Below are 17,529 nucleotides of genomic sequence, written 5' to 3' on the forward strand. Positions count from 1 at the left end.
GGGTTAGGGGTGGCGGGTCACGCCGCAGACCGGGACTGGACGGTCAGCAGTCCGCCCTGCTGGCCGCCGGAGGGGCAGCCGAACGGGGAGCAGCCCTGCACCTCGTCCTCCTCTTCCTCCAGCTCCAGCTCCCCTTCGAAGGCCAGGTCGAGGAGGTCGCCCTGTTCGAACTCTCGGCGCTGTATGCGGTCGATGGGGGCCTGGTCCAGCGGCAGAGCCGAGATGTGTAGGAAGCGTTCGCCGTCCAGGCCTGGGCCGGTACGGAAGCGGTGGTCGAAGTCGACGGCGCGCTGCCACTCGGCGGGATTGGTGTCCCGCATGCGGCGCCAGGAGGCGTTGGAGCGGTACGGGCAGAAGTAGCAAGCGGACTTCGGGGTGGAGGCCCAGCCGCGGGAGGCGAGGTATGCCCGGCACTGGGTGCGGGTCATGTTCAGTTCCAGCAGCGGGTGCCGGCTACGGCTGTAGCGGGAGTCCTTGATGTCGGAGGCTCGGTCGATTTCGTCGGTGGAGAACCCGACCCACTGCTCGACCCACTTTCCGGCCGGGGGCTGGCCGATGCGGCTGAGGCTTCCCAAGCCGCCGCAGACCGAGCACTCGCCGGTCTCGTCCTCACCGCGCTTGGCGCGCCAGGGAGCGACGCGCTGCCCGGCGCCGTCGCACTTGTTGCAGGGGCGCTCGGCGCCGGCCTTGGCGCCGAGGAGGAGGCGGACCTGCTCCATGATTCCGCGGATCTTGTATTTCTGGGTGCAGAAGCGTCGGATCATGCCCAGGTCGCGTTCCTGGACCATCTGCCAGGCCACCGGGATCCGTCCGCTGGAGTTGCAGCTCGCGCACGGGGCCGGCATCACGTCGAGTCCCAGTCGCTTCATAGCTCGGGCCACGGTAGCTTCCGGGACCGGCGCATAGCCATCCTCCGGACCCATCGTGGGGTTCTCGGCGGCGGCCTGCTCCAACTCGGCCAGCGTCACCCGGCCGTTCTCGCGACGCCTGGCAGCCATAGGAAGCTCATCGAAGAGCCCCCTCCATGCCTTCTGGTCGGCCAGGACCCGGAAGCGAGCCCACCCGCAGCCTTCGCCGGCGCCGTCCAAGCCGTCATCGGATGTCGTGGTCTGGCCGCACAGCTTCCACGCGGCGACCCGCTTGACCGTGCGCCACTTCGAAGCGGTGAATGCCGGGATGGACGACATCTTGTTCGGGTCGAACAAGTCGTTGTCGAGGTTGCCGTACTGGACGCGGATGATGGGGATGCCGGCCGGGCGGGCAATCTCCCGCTCCAGGCGGTCGAGGTGGTCGTACACCTCCTGCGGCTCTGCGCCGGTGTCAGCGAAGATCGCGTAGTCCAGCTTGGGGAGCACGCCCTCTGCGGACAGCATCAGTAGCGTCGTGGACTGCACCCCTGCCCCTAGGGACAGGACCCGCAGTGTTGGGGTGTCGGTGACGTCGCCCTCAATGACTCGCTTGGCGACGGTGGAGATGGTCATGCGGAGGTCCTTTCCGTGAGCAGGGTCTGTGGGCCGCGTGGGTGGCGCGGCAACGGGTGAGGCCGGGAGGGCCGGAGCGACGACCGCTTCGGCCGGCACTTCCCGCCCCTCCACATCCAGCTGCGCACCTGTCATCAGGCGGCGACCGCCAACTTCGCGGCGCCGCCCTGCTCCTCGTAACGAGACAGTTCCTCGCCGCTGATGGCCTCGACCAGCGCGCACAGCAGCACCTCGGCGGCGTTCGGCGTGACGGCGTTCCCGTACTGGCGCACCCGCTCCCGCTTCGAGCCGAGGACCGTGTAGTCGTCAGCAAAGGACATCGCGCGGCCGATCTCGTGCGGCTCAAGCATGCGGAACCGCACATCTTCGATGGCCGGCTGGCCGTTCACCAGGGCGTACCGGTCCCGAGTCGTCAGGGCACCCACAGGGGCGGTGACGGGCCGGGCGGCGCCGTTGCCGTAGTACGGGACCAGGAGGTGCTCGGTGATGCTGTCCGGAGTGACCAGGCCGTGATGGTTGCCAGAGGCGCACACGGTGGCGAGGGCCTCGGAGACGGAGCGGGCGACTGATCCGCCGCCGCGCAACTCTGCGACGAACGGCAACCAGGCCAATCCCGTTTCGTTGCGGGTGGTCTGCGCTCGCAAAGGCAGGGCCGCCGAGGTCGCAGACTTCCCGTCTCGTCCTTCGACGGGCACCATCAGCGGCGGCACCGCGAGCGCGTCGTTCTCGCGGGTGGTGCGGGTCGGCATGGGATCCAGCACGCTTGACGCGTCGTTGCGCCATGTCCCGCCCGCGGGAACCATCATCGGCACCGGGGTGGCGAACCGCTCCAGTCCGGCCTTGATCCGGGCGAGGGTCTTGTCCGCCAGGGGCCGGGCCCGGTCGCCGATGCGCTGGCCGGGGATCGACCAGTCGATCGCAGCCAGCGCGGGCAGCGCATCCGGCTCCACCACGCTGTTGCGGCACGTGGTGTGAGGGCAGCGGTAGACGTACTGCTGGCGGTAACGACCCATGTCGACGCCAGGGCGCTTCCACGACTGCACGGCCCGCACCCACTCGTCGCACGTCTCGCACCAGGCCCGCGGCCGCAGCCACTTGTCCCAGTCAGGCGTGCGGCCCAGCGACTCGTGCCAGTAGCCGACGTACAGCCGGTCACGGGACTGCGGGGCCCGGTGAACGGTGCGGGGGTCGGCGTGCATGCTGTTCAGGGCGATGATGTGGGTGCGGTAGCCCATCTTGTGGATCTCGCCGATCCACCGGTCCCACTGGTCCCACGACCGCACGTCCACGACGTTCTCGACGATGCCGGCCTTGACCAGGCCGCCGCGTTCTATGACACCCCGCAGGTACAGCGGCACCTCCTCCATCAGCGCCCGGGACTCTTCCTCCAGCGTCGGGCCGCCCTCGTCGTCGGCCTCGAACTTGCTCTGCTCGATCGCGGCGTACAGGTCGAGGAGATCGCCCTGCATCGCGTTGACGAAGTCCCGCTTCTTGCCCTTGGCCACGCTCCAGTTGGTGCACTCCGGAGACGCCCAGAAGATGTCGGTGACCGGCCACGCCCACACCGGCGCCTTGCGGATGTCGCCGCGGTAGTGGTCGGCGTCCGGGAAGTTCGCGGCGTGCGACTCGATCGCCCGCTCCCAGTGGTTCGCCGCTCGGGCCACCCTCAGGCCAGGCACGGCGTGCGCGCCCTGGGAGGAGCCGCCGGCCCCGCAGAACCAGTCCATGACGGTCAAAGCGTCGTTGTCGTTGCGGTACATCAGGCGGCGTTCCTTTCGCGGTTGGCGGCAGTCGCGCGGGCGATGAGCGCGTCAAGGAAGTGCTCGAACGGCATCGGCTTCCGCTCCGGCGCCAGCCCCGGGACCTCCATGCCGAGGACACCCTTCTGCCGGGCGCCCTCCTTGATCTGCGTGAGGACGTCGGGGCGTTGCCAGTTCTCCTTGGCCTGCTCGTAGAACTTGGCGAGGATCGCGCCGGCCACCGGATCCGGCGACTCGCTGGCTGGCGGCGCCTGCTCGGCACCGCGACCTTCGGCAGGGACGGACGCGTCCTGAGTTGCGTCCGGCTCCGGCTCGGGCTGGACGGGCGGATCGACCGGCTCGGGCTGCGGTTCCGTGTCCTTCTGCCATTCGTTCGGCGGGTGCGGTGCCGAGAAGTGCACCACCGCGTCCGACTTCCCGCCGTTGTACAGGCCCAGGCCGAACTGGTCGCCGAGGTTGACCGCGCACCGCTTGAGGGCCTGGGACAGGGCCGTCTTCATCGCCATGTCGTGGGCGTCGCCCAGCTTCGGCTGGTTGATGGCGTCGCCGGCCGCGCCGTCTTCGAAGTGGGTGATCTCGCGGCCATCGGCGGCGTACACAGTGAGGCGGACCTGGGCGCGGTAGACGACGGTCCAGCGGCCCGGCTTGATCTCCTGCTGGGACACCAGGTCCAGGGAAAGCGTCTCGATGGAGAAGCCGCCGAAGCCGAAGATGCGGATCAGGTGACGGCGGACGTCCCAGGCTTCGACGTAGGACTGTCCTTGCGTATGGCAGACGCGGTTGCCGGCGATGCCCTTGTGCAGCATGCGGAGCTGGACGGGGGTGAAGCGGGGGGCCTGGTTTTGGGTGTGCTGGGTGGGGCCCTCCGCGGTTGCGGGGGCCTGCGTGTTCGCCATGTGAGGTTCTCCAGGTATCAGGTTGTGAAGTGCGGGGCGCGTCTGGTGTCGGCGTCCAGGCCGCGCCCCGCAGGGAGCGGCTAGCTGCTCGGCGAGTCCTTACCGCGCTTGGAGCTGAGCCGGTTCAGCAGGCGAGTCACCGTCACGTAATGGACGCCGAACTCCTGGGACAGCGCCCACGGGACGATCGCCTGCGGGTCCGCGTCATAGCGGCGGACGATCTCCGCCTCATCCACCGGCGACAGACCCTGGCGCGGCTCAACGAGGAGTTCCACGGCGCCCTGGTTGAGACCGAACCGCTCGGTGATCTCCTCCACCGACGCGCCGGCCTCGTGCGCCTTGTACACCTCGGCCGGGTCGACGTCCCCGAACATCGGGTACTGCTGCTGGAGGAAGAGCCGCACCACCATGGCGGCGCCGCGGGGCTTCCATCCGAGCTCGCGAACGAAGTCCGGGTTCTTGATGAGGTTGGTGGCCTCGTCCTTGAGGCGCTTGTCGACGGTGAGGCTGAGGGTGCGTTCGTCGCCGGCGGAGGTGACTCGGGCTGCCGCCCTGGCGTAGGGGCCGGGGCGGAACTTGCCGTGGATGAACTCGTACAGGCCCTGGTCGCCGAGGGCGCTGACGTTGTCGCCAGCCTCTTCGGCTGCCTTGCGGACGTGGTCGCGTTCGACCTCCGGCATGTAGACGTTCATGGGGGTGGGGACGCGTTCGGCGTAGAGGCGCTTGATGAACGCTGCGCCGCTGGGGGTGAGGAGGCCGTCGACGGTGTCGGCGTATTCGGGTTCTCCTGCCGCGCGGAGGGCGTCTGCGGCGGCTTGAATATTGGCTTTGGTGCGTTGGTCGTTGCGGTGCAGTGGCACAGGGCGTGGTCCTCTCGGTGGCGCGGTCCGGCCGGTGCGGCCGGGCGGGCGCTTGTCTCGTGCCACCAGTTTCCTCCTTCTACCTTGGGTTGGGCTAACAGGTTGGTGCGGTGTTCTGGAACCACAGTACACGAACCTGTTTGCTTAACACCAGGTTCAATGTAGTGTGGGGTTACGTCCTACCGAGGAGCGCCCCAATGCGACACACCCGCCGCGCCATCCGAGCCGCACACGCCACAGGCCACGCCCTCCTGGCAGCCGCCTGCGGACTCGTTGGCCTCCTCCGCTACGCCGCCGACACCGGCCGCACCGTCCGCATCGCCTACGTCAAGGAAGACGGCACCGCGTCGATCCGGGACATCCGCCCCGAGCAGGTCCGACGCAGCAAGGCCGGCTACCTGTACGTCCGCGCCCACGACTTCCTCCGCGACGCGGCCCGCTCCTTCCGCCTCGACCGCATCACCGCCCTGGAGACCGCCTGACAGGCAACACCCGCCCCGAACCGCGACACCATCAAAGAACAGCCCCCAAAGGAGAATCCGCATGGCCACAACCTCCCAGCCCAAGACCCTGGACCTACTCCGCATTGCCACGAGCCTGGTTACCGAGAACATTCGGCACGGCTCCCCGTCGATGTTGATGCGCCGCATCAACCAGGACCACGGCATCAGCATCGGCTTCGAAACCGCCCGAGCTCTGCTGATCGACCTGTACGCAGCAGGAATCGTCGCCGCCGTGGATCGAAAGACCCACGCCTACCCGGTGTTGCTGGAGCGTCAGGCCGCCCTGACTGCCCTGGAGAGCTACGTCGGCAGCGGAACCACGGACCGGCAGACGCTGTATGAGTGCCCCCAGTGCTCCCGCGTCGCCGCGTGGACCGACGGTCGCAAGGTCTCCGCTGGCGACGAGGTCGACGAGTTCTGGTGCCAGACGTGCGGGGCGGAGGTGCCGCTGAGCGGCTGCACCATCGTTTCCACTGCCTGACCCCAGGAACGACGAAGGCCACCGCCCCGAACCGGGTGGTGGCCTGAACACGCGCCGCGTACAACGCGGACAGTGTACCCGCGGACCTCACCACCCCACAAGGAGAAGGCACATGACCGCACACCCCACCGCTGGATCGAGGGTCCGCATCGTCATCGAGGACACCATCGAGTCCTTCGACTCCGGCACCCTCCGCACCACCGGAGGTGTCTACATCGAATCCCTCGGCGAGCCGGGAGCCCTCACCCTCCAGGTCCTGGAGCCCGGCTGGCAGCTCGGCGACATCGTTCACGACGGCCGCGACCAGCTCGTCCGCATCAACAAGGGCGACGGCGTCCACGTCTGGCAGCGGCCCAACGGCTACGTCACCTACGACGACGAGACCAACCTCGCCAGCCTCCGAGTCATTCGTACCGCCTCCACCCGAGTCGGCAAGGAGAACTGACCATGGGCGCCTACGCCACCGTCTTCGTCCTGAGCATTGTCAGCATCGGCACCGACATCACGCTCTACCTGAAACGGCGCATCAACCTGAAGGGTGCGGCCGCCTGGTTCGCCCTCACCATGCTGACGCTCGCCCTCGCCGCCGGATTCGCAGGCTTCACCCGAACCGCGCTTCTGGCCACCATCTCAGCAGTCGGCATGTCCTTCACGTGGTGGGGGCTCGTCCAACAGAAGGCCCCCCAGACGCGATCGTCGGGGCGGACCGCCCCGTGACGTCCCGCCCGCAGCAACCGTCCCTGCCCATCCCCGAGCAGGGACGCAGCCGCATCTGGTGCCGCGGCGCAGGCTGCCACCACGAACTCACCGACCCGGAATCCCGCAAGCGCGGATACGGGCCCGTCTGTGACCCCGAGACCCGCAACCGCGACCCGCGCACCGAGCACGTCGACCAGGACACCATCCCCGGCACGTGAGGAGCCAACCTTGACCAGCCCCGCGTACTACGACCAGGACAAAGACCCCTTCGGCCCCTTCGAATACGTTGAACCCGGCGACCGGTGCCAGGGTGCAGAAGGGGATTGTGACGGCATCCGAAGTCGATGCACGGGGCGCGCCAGCACCTGCCGCTGCATGTGCCCGGCGTGCTGCGGCGATACCCCAGACGTGTGGGGCGCCCCGGTCTACTGACGCCCGGCCGCCTGCTCCTGCGCCCACTCCACCCCGCGGCGCCACTGCTCCACCCTCAGCGGCAAAGGAGACCACGGACCCGGCCCCTTCCACCGCGCCGCCAACACCCCGTTCAGCCGCGCCATGCCCGCACTGAACCCCATCCGCAGGCCCTGCGCCCTCAACGGCATGCCCGCCTCGTACGTCTGCCCCACACCCCCAACCAGGCGGCCCATCCTCTGCACCGTCACCCACAACATGCCGTGATCCGACCCCTCCAGTCCAGCCACCAGCTCGTCACGGAACCGCAGCCACCGCCCCAACGCCGCTACCGTCCCGGGCGACAACACCGCCGGCTCCGCACGGGCCCGGCCCCAGCCCTGCGGAGTCCACACCCCCTCCACCCACGGATCGCCCTCGTCGAGGTGCACATGCTCCACCCGGCGAGTAGCCAGGTCACCCGAGCGCATCCGCGAATCCAGCACCAGCCCGGCACACGCCAACGACCGCGCCATCAAGGCGTCCACCGGGGCGTCACCCGACAGCCACACCAGCCGCTCGTACACCGCCTCCAGCTGCGCAGCCTCCGCCACCGGCGCCAGGTCCAGCCGCTCCCGGTACACCCGCGGCGCCACCACCTGCACCCCGACCTCCTCGCCGAGGATGACGATGCAGTCCCGCAGCATCGCCCGGGTCGACCACGGCAGCGGCTTTCCCAACAGCTTCGCCTTGTCCGGGTCCCGGAACGCGCCCTCGCTGGCCAACTCCAAGAACACGTCCACCGACTCCGCGGCCAGCAGCCGCTTCACCGACCGGCCGCAGCCCTCCGGCATCCCCTCATGCCCCACCGCCAAGCCCAGCTGCCGCACCGTCGCCCGCAACTGCCGCGCCCGCGAAGGGGACACCAGCCGGCCACGCTTCAACGCCGGCCGCGCCTCCCACCGGTCCGGGTCCCGCGGCGCCACCCGCTCCACCACGCTCTCCAGCCGTCGGATCGCCGGTGGTCCCTGCTCTGCCACGCCTACTCCCCTCTCTGCTGCTGCGCCATCACCCGCGCCACCGCCGCCGGGTCCACCGACGACGGATCAGCACCCAGCGCGGCCGCCACCGCCCGCACCAGGGCAGCATCGACCTCGGGCACAGTCTCCCCTGACAGGGCCGTTGCCAGGGCCTCAACCGTCGCCCGCCGGCCACGTCCCCGGTCGTAGCGTTTCGTGGTGTTGAGGCTGGCGTGCCCGACCAGGTCAGCGACGTCCTCGATGTCCTGCCCGGCGTCCCGCAGCAAAGTGACCGCGGTGTGCCGCAGGCCGTGCGGCGTCACCCCCGTATCCAGGCCGGCGGAGGCAAGGAGTGTCTTGAGGAGGTAGGCGACCTGCTGACGGGTTATGCGGGCGCCCTTGTCGCCGAGGAACAGGGGCCCGCGCCGTTCGCCGCGGTAGTCCTTGAGGGCAGTGTCTACCTGGTCGGGCAGGTCGATGTTCTGCTTCTTGCCGCCCTTGCGCTTCACCCGGATCGCGGGGCCGTCGTTCTTGCGGACGAGGTCGGTGCAGTCGGCGGCGCACACCTCGGAAACCCGCAGACCGCAGTGGAGCAGCACGGCGATCAGCGCGTAGGCCCGCAGCCCGGACGCCTCCGCCACGTCGAGGAGCCTGCGGGCCTCGTCGAGGTTGAGGCTCTGCGTCGCCGACTCGTCATCGACCATGGGCCGTTCGACGTACTGGAAGGGGTTCTCGTCCACCAGGGCGCGGTGCTTGCGCACGCAGTACGTGTAGAAGGAGGACACCCCCGACATACGGCGGGCGACAGTGGTGGGCGGGAAGCCGTCCTTGATGCCGTACCGGGTGTGGTGCCGGCCGTGGAGGAGGTGCTCGCGCCACAGGTCGCAGTGGTGCTGCTCAGCCGCGAGAGGGTCGCCGCCGAGGGTGGCGCAGAACGTGAACCACTCGCCGAGGTCGCGGCGGTAGGCGTCGCGGGTGTTGGTGTTGGCCTTGGACAGGAGGAAGAGATCGCGGAGTTGCTCGTGTGGGAGCGGTGCGCGCTGCTGGACGCCTGTGTCGGTGGCTACGGCGGGGAGGCGATCGTCGTCCACCAGCTCGGCGTCGACCACCTCCAGATCGGTCCCGGTCACGGCTGCATCCGGTTGGTCATGCTGCGAACTCCTGACGGAAGGAGTGACCGCATGGGCTCATGCTGATGAGCTGCGCAACCCCTGCGGCTTCCCGGATGTGGGTGAAGTCGGCGTCCTCGTAGGCGAGGATCGACTCCGTCTCGACCGTGGACACTTCGGCGTGACAGTGGGGACAGCGGTAGTCCATGCGCGCAATGACCGGGCCCCGCCGCTCGGCGGCCGCGAAGGCTGAGCGGAGGTTCTGGCTCATCTGCGACGTCCAGTCGCCGGTTGCGAGCTTGTACGCGGCGATGGGGCCCTCGAACTCTCGGTACCTCGCGTGCAGAGGAAGCTGTTGAGTGCTCATGACCTTGACGCTAACAGCGATTCTCCATAATCGCTGTTATGGAATCCCCGGATACGGAGGACGTGTCCGAATCTTCGTCAGGAGCGATTCTCCGCCGAGGCGTTCCAAGCGGCACCGGCGCGAGCTTCCGCCCGAGCCGCACTCCGCGCGTTGCAGCCATAGCACCCTAGGGCAGCGAAAGCCGGCAGCCCCTCGGGATCAGGGTTGGCCGCCGCCTTGGTGAAAGGGAGGTACCAGCCGTCCGGGGTGCCGCACTCCTTGCACCACCTCTGCTGCAACTGCCCTGGCACGTATCCGTCAATGGTCACCGGCAGGCGCTGTTCTCTCATGAGACGGAGCGTACGGGGGAGGCAGTGTCTGCCGTGGAAGGCAATGCTAGCTACGGGTCAGGAACATTAACCGGAGCCAGACGGATCGGTGCCCCAGTGAGCGACCTCTTCGGGCGGGACCACGCGATGGTCGGCTTCCTCCAGGTGCACCCAGCCCCACGGCGCCCAGTCGGACGGCTCACCGGGCTCGGCGTTGTCGATGCTCAGGAACTCCGCATCCTTGAAGCAGGCTTGGCATCTGAAGACGTCGACCCACTCCAAGTCACCTATCGGCTCATTCGGCTTGAAGGGCATATGTGAGCTTATCGGGAATCAGAGGCAAGATCAGGTAGGTGTTCCCCCCGACAAGAAGCCGGCGAAGGCTTCAGGACCTCCCACTCACCCGACGCCCCAAGCACCAACCCGCGATCACAGCCGGCGCACCGGGCGAACCGCACAGGAACGCAATCGATGTCAGCAACTGGCTGATGGGCGAAGCAGGTTCCGGCACGCCGGATCTGCACAGCCATCGCGGCAGCCGAACCAGCAGGCGGAGCGATACCGAGGAGAAGGTGCTCAAGGACAGTGACGAGTGTTCGGCTGGGACGCGGCACGGATGCTCCTCTTCGACGGCCGGGATATCAGGAGAGTATCTGGGGCGAGGCGAGTTGGTGTCCCGACACCGCCAACCGGAGGCGCACTGCCGTTTCTTCGCCTGGATCGATCCTAAGCTCGGCGGTCGTTGGCGCCAGATCGCCATCTAGCCTCCCCACGTCGAACTGAATCCTTGGATTGAACCCTTGACATACATCTTTGCCTTGGTACCTTGGGTGTACGAGATAGGCAGACCGAAGGAGCAGTCATGAAGGTGTACACGCTCGTCATGCAGATCGAGACCGAGGATGACGACCAGCTCTCCGCCAAGGACGTCAAGGCGATGGTCTACGACGCCGGGAGCGACCTCCCGTTCGGCTTCGAGATCACGAAGGTCGAAGAGGCGAACTGACCGATGAGCGGCAAGAAGCCCCGCCTGATCCCCACCGGCAACTGCTGGTGCGGCTGCGGCAAAGAAGTCGGCCTCGGCAAGTTCTTCGCCGCCGGCCACGACAAGGCCGCCGAATCCGCCCTCATCGCCCTCAAATACGGCGGCTCCGTACCCGAGTTCCTCCACGCCCACGGCTACGGCCCCCAGCACTCCGTCAGCCACGCCGCCGTCGAAGCGGGAGCCTGGACGACGTGCGCGCACTGCGACTACATGGGAGCCCCGGCCAGCGTCCGCAACCACACCCGCAAGAACCACCCCGACAAGGAGAACTGACCATGCCCGAGCAGCGCCGCTACGACGTCGACTGGACCGACGAGAACAACCCGCAGATCGTCCACGCCCAGCCCGGCGACGACGCCATGACACTGACCGAGGCCCAGCAGGCCATCAACGACGAGTTGGCCGACCGCACCACCGAGCAGTGAGGACACCGACCATGGTGATCACCAGCACGTCGGTCTGGCGCGTGCAGCGGTTCGACCAGACGCTGAACACGTACTCCAACCTCGACGCCGCCAAGGCGCACGGCGAGCACGTCATCCACGCCCACTACCAGGACGTGATGACCCGCCGTCGGGTCCCCACCGAACACCGCGTCATTGACTGGCGCATCTGGTGCTGCGGTCACCTGTACGGACCCGGGAACTTCAACCACACTGCGTACCCCGAGACGCATGCAGAAGGATGCTGGCGTCCGACGTCGGAGATGCTGGGCTTGCGCCCCTTCTGGGCCGCCAGTGGGACATCGGCTGGTACCGGCCACACCAGCACCGCCTGGGAGATCTGGCAGGTACTGGCCCATGACCGGTTCGATCCCGGCACAGTGCTCGTATAGGGCCGCCGCACCAACCGACAAAGTAGCCATGCCCTCCCGGGTCTAGCGGGAGGGCATCTGCCGTACAGGGCAGATCACGAAGGCCCCCGCGCCAGCCAGGCGTTGGGGCCTTCCGTGTTGCGTGCGGGCCGCAAAGCGGCAGGTCAGGAGGTGAAGCAAGCGGAAGCGCTTAGTCCTGTTATTTACTTCCCAAAACTATAGGACACCGGTCACGGGGCCAGAACCTCCCGCCACGCAGCCACAATCCGCCGCGACAGATACACATGGCCCGCATCCGTCGGATGCACGTTGTCGCCACCCACGTAGGACGCTGCGTTCCCCGACGTGATCCACGCCCCCTGCGTCGTGATCAACGTGCCCGTCGCGTCGTACACGCTGCCCGTGATCGGCGACACGAACGGGAACCCCGCCGCGGCCGCCTGCGTCCGCAACGTCGCGTCCGTGTTAGTGATCGACCCAGCCGGACTCGCCGTCGGCGCCCAACACCCAATCACCAGCACCTGGCACGCGGGCAGACCGCTCTTCACCGCGGAGAACAGCGACGCTGCCGCAGTGCCGATCGACGACTGGCTGCCCGTGTTGTCGTTGTACCCACCCCAGATCACCAGGCGCGTCGGGGCCCACGCCACCACGTCCGCGGCCACACGATCCCCGAACGTCGCATACGAGCCGGGCGTGATGTAGCCGGTCCCGCCCCTCCCCTGCTCCCACGCATCCGTCGCGCCCAGCAGCCGGGCCGCCCGTGCGAACCACGTGCCCGCGCCCGCCCCGGTGTTCTGCGCCGAGCCGTCGCTGATGGAGTCGCCGAGGACCATCAGCCGGCCCCCCTGCAGCGGCACCCTCCACATCGTCGCCGACGGAGGCAGGTACACCCCGCCGAACGGCATCGTGTAGAAGTCCAGGCGGACCCTGCGCGGCGCAGCGCTACCAAGGTCGACGGTGAGCATGTGCCCGGAGCCCGCCGTCGTCCCGCCACTGGACTGCATCAGGTCGGTAACCTTCCGACCATCGATCGACAGCCGGTACATCGTCGAGCTGGAGATGTACTTGAACCGCAGCTGGAAGACCTGGGCGTCCGTCCCGAACTCCACCGACCAGATTCCTTGGCCGCTGCTGTAGGTGTTCGGGTACTTGCTGGTCGGGAGGACGTAGTTGGTGTCGGGGCTGGACGCGCCGATCGCGAAGTTGCCCGCGCCCGCGTAGGCGTACGGGCCGGTCACGTCCGAGCCGGACAGGGCCACCAGCGGAGGCGCGTACTTGATGTAGCCGGTGGTCGGCGTCGTCGTCTGCGCGGTGCTGATGGTCGGGGCGCTGCCGGTGTACAGGCTGTCGGCCACCACCGGGTCCGGCAGGTCGCGGCGGCGCCACAGTGTGGCCGGGTCGCCCGGATCGCCCTTGTCGCCCTTCGGGCCTGTCGCCCCGGTCGGCCCGGTTGCTCCCGTCGGGCCCGTACTGCCCGTCGCACCCTGGGGCCCTGCAGGGCCGACGTCGCCTTGGTCACCCTTGGGGCCCTGGGCGCCAGCGGCTCCCGCTGGCCCTGCAGGACCGGTGTCTCCGGTGTCGCCCTTCGGCCCGGCAGGACCCGTCGCGCCGGTGGCCCCCTGCAGGCCGGTTGCTCCCGCGGGGCCCGGATCGCCCTGGGGGCCGGCATCCCCTGTTGCTCCCGGCTCGCCCTGCAGGCCCTGCTCGCCTTGCGGTCCCTGTGCCCCTGTGGCGCCGGTCGGCCCGGCGGGGCCCGTGGCTCCCGTCGGGCCGACCTCGCCCTGCGGGCCCTCGGGGCCCGGCACGTACACGATCGTCCCCGCGCCCAACGGCGCGCCCGACAGCGCGATCCGCACGTCGCCGAGCCACCACGGCTCGTCGGACTCCGGCACCACCACGTACGTCGTGTTCGGGGTGCCATCCAGTGCCCGGCCCTCGGTTATCGCCCAGGCCGTGTCGCCAGCATCCGCGGTGATCTGCGCGTTCGGCGTCAGGTCCAGCTCCCACAGCCCATCCTCGTCGGGGGTGGCCGTGTCCTGCCCTGTGACCTCCCCCTGCGCGGTGGCGACGTATCCGACGGCCCTCTCCCCCGCCAGGTCGACGAGGACCGCGGTGATCTGCACCCGCGTCGGGTCCGGTAGATCGAGGAGCTTGCCCCGAACGATGGTCATCGCATTCTCCTGTCAGTACCTTCTACGATCCGGCGCCAAGCCGAGCAGCCTGTCGCCCGCGCCCTTGTTGGTCGGGGTGGGTTCCGGCGTCGGGTCAGGCGCGCCATCTCGGCGGCACACCAGCGCGTCCGGGTCGTAGCTGGGCACTTGCGGTGAATAGCCGTCCGGGCACGAAGCCCCTGCCTCGCCCGGATCGCCCTTTTCGCCTTTCTCGCCGCGCTCCCCCTGTGGGCCGGCTGGCCCTGGAGGTCCTGTCGGGCCGGGTGCCCCATCGGATCCGTCGGCGCCCTTCGCTCCGTCCGAGCCATCTGATCCATCCACGCCTGCGGGGCCTGGGGGCCCGTCGGATCCGTCGCTGCCAGGAGGTCCCGTGGCGCCTGGCCGCCCGTCCTGGCCATCCGTCCCGTCATCACCCGCCTTGCCAGGGCGCCCGCTTGGCCCGGGTGGGCCCGAGGGGCCGATGTCTCCCGGTCCTCCCCGTGACCCTGGTGGGCCCGCAACCGGCGTAGCTCCCAGTGCCTGCACCTGAGCGGCCAGTTGATCCCGGGCCTGATTCGCCGCCGTCAACTGACGGGACAAGACCAGAAATCCCGTCACTATGGCGGCCAGCGCAACGGCGGCGGCTATCGCTCCAGCCGCCGCCAGGTAGTCGCCTCGGCGCCGCTCCTTGCGTGCCTGTGCCCGGCTCATGCTCCGGCTCCTCGCAGCATCATGATCAGTGGGAGCACGATGCCGATCAGGGGGATGATGACAGAAGCGACCATCCACCGGCGGGTCTGCGTGACCCGCTCAGCGTCCTGACTCCGCTGCGCCGCAAGGCCTTCGACGTCCTTGGCCAGGTCGGCGATCTCTTTGACCAGCCCGGCCTTTTCGACCGTGTAGACGTCGGTGGAAACCATGCGGTCCAGCCGGGCGTTGATCTGCGCCATGTCATCGCGGATATCACCCCGAAGGGCCTGGATGAGCCGCCCCAGCTCTCCCAGAGACGGCTCATCGGCCATGTCGTGCTCCGAAGGGTGTGTAAGTGGGTCAGGAGACCGGGGTGACAGGCCGCTTGAGGGCGGCAGCGGATACCGGCGCGGTCACCTGGGTGCGGTCCCACATCGCGACGACGGCGGCCGCAACGGACAGGACGACGGCCTGCTTCTCAGCGGACCAGTCGAGTCCGAAGCCCACAGCGAGGGCGACGACTGCCTGGACGAAGCCGAGGAGTGCGGCGCCCAGCCCGTCGTGCACCGTGTACGCGACGGCGACGCCGACAGCTGCTGCGGCGACCGCGTTGACGACGGCCTGCTGTTCAGAGGACACATCCATGCCGAACGCGGCGAGCATCTTGACTAGGACAGCCACCAGCGTGAGAAGCGCCGCTGGCTCTCTTCCGAAGATCTTCATGAGGGTTCCTTTGCGAGGAGGATGGGTCGTGCAGGGTTCAGACGTTCGGGATGTGGAGCTTGTCCCAGCTGGCCTTTCCGGGCGGCCACTTGGCGGCGGCCCCGCTGTAGCCACATTTCCGCTGCCAGGCCTCGTAGGAGGCGATGTCGCCGGAGCCGATGACGTCGGTGTTCTTGCTGGACTTGTAGTGGTTGCAGCCCATGGCGACGAGGCGCTTGTGCATCGCGGCGACGATCGGGGACTTCCGGCCGAGCTTGAACCAGGAGGCGCCGGGGAACGGCTCGTACGTGGGCTTCGGGGTCGGCTTGGTTGGCTTGGAGGACTCCCCGCCGGCCCACTCACGCAGCGCGGACGCGGACAGGTAGCAGATGGAGCGGTCCATGGGCTGGCTGGTGAACTGCCAGATCATCGGCGACCAGCCGGACGGCTTCGGCTTCGCAGCGGCCTCCGCCTTGGAGTACGCAGCCGCGCCCCACGGGTACGCCGGGTACCACAGCGGCGTTCCGGCCGGGATGTGCCCGTTCTTCAGGTCATCCGCGGACGTGTAGACGCCGACACGCTGCCCAGGAAACGCGGTCTGCACCAGGGACAGCCAGGTCTGCACCCACGTCTTGATCTGCGCCGCGGTCTTCCCGCGGTAGTTGCGGCCGTCGGAGTAGCGCTCCAAGTCCAGCCAGTGCGTGAAGCCCTTTCCCGCGTACGGCTTGACCGCGGCTATATAGTTCGCGGCCTCCAGCTTCGGGTCCTGATTGGGCCACGCGAAGTGATACCCACCCGGCACCAGGCCCGCGGCCTTGATGCCCTTGATGTGCGTGGCGAACCGCGCGTCGCGGCCCTTCTGTCCCTCGGAAGCCTTGGCGAAGGCGAAGGCGATCCCGTCCGCCTTGAGGGCGGTCCAGTTCTGGGTGCCCTGGTAGGCGGAGACGTCGATTCCTCTACAGGTGGCCATCATCTGTCCTTGGTGCTGGGCGGAAAGAGGGACGTACGTCTCTCCGGGTGTGAAGGTGACGCCGTGTCCGGTCATCGCGGGCTTACTCGGGGAACCCGGAGCGCCCGCCAGGCGACCTCGTCTGGGATGCCGGAGACGTCGCCGCCCTCCTTGGGGCGCAGCGTGTGCTGGTGGGCGGCGAAGGCCCGCTTGTGGGCGTTCGTCCAGTCCTGGCCGAGGCGGACGCCTTCGGGGGCGTGGCCTTCCTGCTCGAGGCGGCGGCCCATCGCACCGACGATTTCGCTGCTGCGGCCGCCGTGGAAGAAGGCGGATCCGGGGAACGGCTCGTACAGGTCGTCGTTGTCCGCGTCCGGCTCGGTGGCCTGGGGCTGCTCGGGCTCCGGTGCTTCTTCTGGGGCTTCAGCTGTGTCCGTGGCGGTGTGTTCTTCGTCGGGCTCGTGCTTTGCGCGCGGCATCACTGGCTCCTGGAGTCGAGGCGCGGCTGGATGAGGTCGATTTCGGAGCGAAGGGCCTGGTAGACGGCCAGGGACATGCGGAAGGAACCGTTGTCGCCCCAGGACCCCCAGGAATTTCTGACGCGGAGGACGGTGTGCTCGTAGGCGATGTCGCCCTCGACCTCGGCGACGGACTCGATGGCGGTGATGCAGACCTCGTGACCGCCAGCGACCGGGGAGTCCTGCCAGTGAGGGATCTCGTCCAGCAGCGCGAGGGAGGAGACCGGTTCGAAAAACGCCTGATGCCAGGGCATGCCCATCAGGACCGGGCCGGTCTGGAGCAGTGCACACAGCTCTTCTGCGGTCTTGGCGTGGCCGTACTGGTCGATGAGCCCGCGTCGGCGGAGTGCCTTGGCGACGCCGAGGCCGGAGGATCCGCAGTCATCCGAGGGCCAGGTGTAGTCGAGCCACTGGTCGGCCTTGGTGGCGTCGGCGTATAGCTGGATGGCGAAGCGCTCGGCGGCGACGGCGTCGGTGGTGTCCAGGCCTGCCTTGGCGCATGCGTCGTGGCTGAGGAGGACGGACAGGCAGGCGGTGGCAGCATTGGCGGTGCAGCTGCCGAGCGCGTCCACGTCCTGGACCCCGTCGAACATCTGTGAGGTGTGGATGCGCTGCGCGAGGAGATTCTGTTGGTCGAGCACGGGAACCCGAGGTGCCCACTCCACTGTGCGGATAGTCGCGCCGGCGTACGGGCGGCGGTAGGCAAGGCTGCGGGGGTCCAGCACGCGGTGCCGGCCCAATGAGCCGGTTACGTCGTACTGGGTGATGTCGAGGTCGGGCAATGCCCC

At 68.6% G+C, this 17,529-nt stretch carries 23 protein-coding genes; 9 read left to right on the forward strand and 14 right to left on the reverse strand.

What is annotated here, in order from left to right; translation table 11 throughout:
* Positions 1-17 precede the first annotated feature (17 nt).
* From CFW40_RS35775 to CFW40_RS35790, 4 genes are all read right to left on the reverse strand, one after another.
* A complete protein-coding gene (locus tag CFW40_RS35775) occupies positions 18-1,481 on the reverse strand; it encodes a hypothetical protein (RefSeq protein WP_088802656.1) in 1,464 nt (487 codons plus the stop codon).
* A gap of 134 nt (positions 1,482-1,615) precedes the next feature.
* Complete coding sequence (locus CFW40_RS35780; protein ID WP_088802657.1) at positions 1,616-3,241, reverse strand: DNA cytosine methyltransferase; 1,626 nt, start codon at positions 3,239-3,241, stop codon at positions 1,616-1,618.
* On the reverse strand, positions 3,241-4,137 hold the full coding sequence (locus CFW40_RS35785; RefSeq protein ID WP_088802658.1) for a Rad52/Rad22 family DNA repair protein: 897 nt from the start codon (positions 4,135-4,137) through the stop codon (positions 3,241-3,243). Before CFW40_RS35785 ends, CFW40_RS35780 begins: the two co-directional genes overlap by 1 nt.
* Before the next feature lie 80 nt (positions 4,138-4,217).
* Positions 4,218-4,997 (reverse strand): hypothetical protein, encoded by a 780-nt coding sequence (locus tag CFW40_RS35790; RefSeq protein WP_088802659.1) that lies wholly within the window; start codon positions 4,995-4,997, stop codon positions 4,218-4,220.
* A 197-nt stretch (positions 4,998-5,194) separates the two neighbouring features.
* Between CFW40_RS35790 and CFW40_RS35795 the strand changes: the two genes are divergently transcribed.
* The 5 genes from CFW40_RS35795 (at position 5,195) to CFW40_RS35815 (ending at position 6,898) form a co-directional block, all read left to right on the forward strand.
* Positions 5,195-5,479, forward strand: coding sequence for a WYL domain-containing protein (locus tag CFW40_RS35795; RefSeq protein WP_088802660.1), 285 nt, complete (start codon positions 5,195-5,197; stop codon positions 5,477-5,479).
* A gap of 61 nt (positions 5,480-5,540) precedes the next feature.
* On the forward strand, positions 5,541-5,981 hold the full coding sequence (locus tag CFW40_RS35800) for a hypothetical protein (RefSeq protein WP_088802661.1): 441 nt from the start codon (positions 5,541-5,543) through the stop codon (positions 5,979-5,981).
* A 112-nt stretch (positions 5,982-6,093) separates the two neighbouring features.
* Positions 6,094-6,426 carry a hypothetical protein gene (locus CFW40_RS35805; RefSeq protein ID WP_088802662.1) on the forward strand — a complete coding sequence of 111 codons (333 nt, stop codon included), beginning with the start codon at positions 6,094-6,096 and terminating at the stop codon, positions 6,424-6,426.
* A gap of 2 nt (positions 6,427-6,428) precedes the next feature.
* Positions 6,429-6,698, forward strand: coding sequence for a hypothetical protein (locus CFW40_RS35810; protein WP_088802663.1), 270 nt, complete (start codon positions 6,429-6,431; stop codon positions 6,696-6,698).
* A complete protein-coding gene (locus CFW40_RS35815) occupies positions 6,695-6,898 on the forward strand; it encodes a DUF6011 domain-containing protein (RefSeq protein ID WP_088802664.1) in 204 nt (67 codons plus the stop codon). The genes CFW40_RS35810 and CFW40_RS35815 overlap by 4 nt, the downstream gene beginning before the upstream one ends.
* 207 nt (positions 6,899-7,105) lie before the next feature.
* Here the strand turns inward: CFW40_RS35815 and CFW40_RS36860 are convergent, their stop codons facing one another.
* The 4 genes from CFW40_RS36860 to CFW40_RS35835 all read right to left on the reverse strand — a co-directional run bounded on the left by CFW40_RS36860 (position 7,106) and on the right by CFW40_RS35835 (position 10,188).
* Positions 7,106-8,110 carry a hypothetical protein gene (locus CFW40_RS36860; RefSeq protein ID WP_143034615.1) on the reverse strand — a complete coding sequence of 335 codons (1,005 nt, stop codon included), beginning with the start codon at positions 8,108-8,110 and terminating at the stop codon, positions 7,106-7,108.
* A 2-nt stretch (positions 8,111-8,112) separates the two neighbouring features.
* On the reverse strand, positions 8,113-9,219 hold the full coding sequence (locus CFW40_RS35825) for a tyrosine-type recombinase/integrase (protein ID WP_088802666.1): 1,107 nt from the start codon (positions 9,217-9,219) through the stop codon (positions 8,113-8,115).
* 16 nt (positions 9,220-9,235) lie between these two features.
* Positions 9,236-9,565 (reverse strand): hypothetical protein, encoded by a 330-nt coding sequence (locus tag CFW40_RS35830; protein ID WP_088802667.1) that lies wholly within the window; start codon positions 9,563-9,565, stop codon positions 9,236-9,238.
* Positions 9,566-9,960: 395 nt separating this feature from the next.
* Positions 9,961-10,188: a hypothetical protein gene (locus tag CFW40_RS35835; protein WP_143034614.1), complete on the reverse strand. Its 228-nt coding sequence runs from the start codon at positions 10,186-10,188 to the stop codon at positions 9,961-9,963.
* Between the two features lie 547 nt (positions 10,189-10,735).
* Between CFW40_RS35835 and CFW40_RS37510 the strand changes: the two genes are divergently transcribed.
* Genes CFW40_RS37510 through CFW40_RS35850 form a run of 4 tightly spaced genes read left to right on the forward strand, consistent with a single transcriptional unit; the run spans position 10,736 to position 11,753 of the window.
* A complete protein-coding gene (locus tag CFW40_RS37510; protein ID WP_176956733.1) occupies positions 10,736-10,879 on the forward strand; it encodes a hypothetical protein in 144 nt (47 codons plus the stop codon).
* 3 nt (positions 10,880-10,882) lie between these two features.
* Positions 10,883-11,191, forward strand: coding sequence for a hypothetical protein (locus tag CFW40_RS38625; RefSeq protein WP_256331850.1), 309 nt, complete (start codon positions 10,883-10,885; stop codon positions 11,189-11,191).
* A gap of 2 nt (positions 11,192-11,193) precedes the next feature.
* The gene (locus tag CFW40_RS37515; protein ID WP_176956732.1) at positions 11,194-11,343 is read left to right on the forward strand and encodes a hypothetical protein; all 150 of its coding nucleotides are present in this window, start codon (positions 11,194-11,196) and stop codon (positions 11,341-11,343) included.
* Between the two features lie 11 nt (positions 11,344-11,354).
* Entirely contained in the window at positions 11,355-11,753 is a 399-nt protein-coding gene (locus CFW40_RS35850) for a hypothetical protein (protein WP_088802670.1), read from the forward strand.
* Positions 11,754-11,962: 209 nt separating this feature from the next.
* On the opposite strand, the gene CFW40_RS38815 is transcribed toward CFW40_RS35850, so the two are convergent.
* The 6 genes from CFW40_RS38815 to CFW40_RS35890 form a co-directional block, all read right to left on the reverse strand.
* On the reverse strand, positions 11,963-13,906 hold the full coding sequence (locus CFW40_RS38815) for a GDSL-type esterase/lipase family protein (RefSeq protein ID WP_088802671.1): 1,944 nt from the start codon (positions 13,904-13,906) through the stop codon (positions 11,963-11,965).
* Between the two features lie 686 nt (positions 13,907-14,592).
* Entirely contained in the window at positions 14,593-14,907 is a 315-nt protein-coding gene (locus CFW40_RS35865; protein ID WP_088802673.1) for a hypothetical protein, read from the reverse strand.
* Between the two features lie 28 nt (positions 14,908-14,935).
* Positions 14,936-15,298: a hypothetical protein gene (locus CFW40_RS35870; protein WP_088802674.1), complete on the reverse strand. Its 363-nt coding sequence runs from the start codon at positions 15,296-15,298 to the stop codon at positions 14,936-14,938.
* 37 nt (positions 15,299-15,335) lie between these two features.
* Positions 15,336-16,322 carry a GH25 family lysozyme gene (locus CFW40_RS35880; RefSeq protein ID WP_306427461.1) on the reverse strand — a complete coding sequence of 329 codons (987 nt, stop codon included), beginning with the start codon at positions 16,320-16,322 and terminating at the stop codon, positions 15,336-15,338.
* Positions 16,319-16,702 (reverse strand): hypothetical protein, encoded by a 384-nt coding sequence (locus tag CFW40_RS35885; protein WP_088802675.1) that lies wholly within the window; start codon positions 16,700-16,702, stop codon positions 16,319-16,321. Before CFW40_RS35885 ends, CFW40_RS35880 begins: the two co-directional genes overlap by 4 nt.
* A complete protein-coding gene (locus CFW40_RS35890; protein ID WP_143680887.1) occupies positions 16,702-17,406 on the reverse strand; it encodes a hypothetical protein in 705 nt (234 codons plus the stop codon). Before CFW40_RS35890 ends, CFW40_RS35885 begins: the two co-directional genes overlap by 1 nt.
* Between the last annotated feature and the right edge of the window lie 123 nt (positions 17,407-17,529).

Origin of the sequence: Streptomyces sp. 2114.4 (assembly GCF_900187385.1) — a bacterium.
Taxonomy (GTDB): Bacteria; Actinomycetota; Actinomycetes; order Streptomycetales; family Streptomycetaceae; genus Streptomyces; species Streptomyces mooreae.

Excerpts from the sequence above, each read along its gene's own strand:
- CFW40_RS35775 (WP_088802656.1), bottom strand. The coding sequence starts at position 1,481 with ATGACCATCTCCACCGTCGCCAAGCGAGTCATTGAGGGCGACGTCACC.
- CFW40_RS35780 (WP_088802657.1), bottom strand. The coding sequence starts at position 3,241 with ATGTACCGCAACGACAACGACGCTTTGACCGTCATGGACTGGTTCTGC.
- CFW40_RS35785 (WP_088802658.1), bottom strand. The coding sequence starts at position 4,137 with ATGGCGAACACGCAGGCCCCCGCAACCGCGGAGGGCCCCACCCAGCAC.
- CFW40_RS35795 (WP_088802660.1), top strand. The coding sequence starts at position 5,195 with ATGCGACACACCCGCCGCGCCATCCGAGCCGCACACGCCACAGGCCAC.
- CFW40_RS35800 (WP_088802661.1), top strand. The coding sequence starts at position 5,541 with ATGGCCACAACCTCCCAGCCCAAGACCCTGGACCTACTCCGCATTGCC.
- CFW40_RS35805 (WP_088802662.1), top strand. The coding sequence starts at position 6,094 with ATGACCGCACACCCCACCGCTGGATCGAGGGTCCGCATCGTCATCGAG.
- CFW40_RS35810 (WP_088802663.1), top strand. The coding sequence starts at position 6,429 with ATGGGCGCCTACGCCACCGTCTTCGTCCTGAGCATTGTCAGCATCGGC.
- CFW40_RS35830 (WP_088802667.1), bottom strand. The coding sequence starts at position 9,565 with ATGAGCACTCAACAGCTTCCTCTGCACGCGAGGTACCGAGAGTTCGAG.
- CFW40_RS35835 (WP_143034614.1), bottom strand. The coding sequence starts at position 10,188 with ATGCCCTTCAAGCCGAATGAGCCGATAGGTGACTTGGAGTGGGTCGAC.
- CFW40_RS37510 (WP_176956733.1), top strand. The coding sequence starts at position 10,736 with ATGAAGGTGTACACGCTCGTCATGCAGATCGAGACCGAGGATGACGAC.
- CFW40_RS38625 (WP_256331850.1), top strand. The coding sequence starts at position 10,883 with ATGAGCGGCAAGAAGCCCCGCCTGATCCCCACCGGCAACTGCTGGTGC.
- CFW40_RS37515 (WP_176956732.1), top strand. The coding sequence starts at position 11,194 with ATGCCCGAGCAGCGCCGCTACGACGTCGACTGGACCGACGAGAACAAC.
- CFW40_RS35850 (WP_088802670.1), top strand. The coding sequence starts at position 11,355 with ATGGTGATCACCAGCACGTCGGTCTGGCGCGTGCAGCGGTTCGACCAG.
- CFW40_RS38815 (WP_088802671.1), bottom strand. The coding sequence starts at position 13,906 with ATGACCATCGTTCGGGGCAAGCTCCTCGATCTACCGGACCCGACGCGG.
- CFW40_RS35865 (WP_088802673.1), bottom strand. The coding sequence starts at position 14,907 with ATGGCCGATGAGCCGTCTCTGGGAGAGCTGGGGCGGCTCATCCAGGCC.
- CFW40_RS35870 (WP_088802674.1), bottom strand. The coding sequence starts at position 15,298 with ATGAAGATCTTCGGAAGAGAGCCAGCGGCGCTTCTCACGCTGGTGGCT.
- CFW40_RS35880 (WP_306427461.1), bottom strand. The coding sequence starts at position 16,322 with ATGACCGGACACGGCGTCACCTTCACACCCGGAGAGACGTACGTCCCT.
- CFW40_RS35885 (WP_088802675.1), bottom strand. The coding sequence starts at position 16,702 with ATGCCGCGCGCAAAGCACGAGCCCGACGAAGAACACACCGCCACGGAC.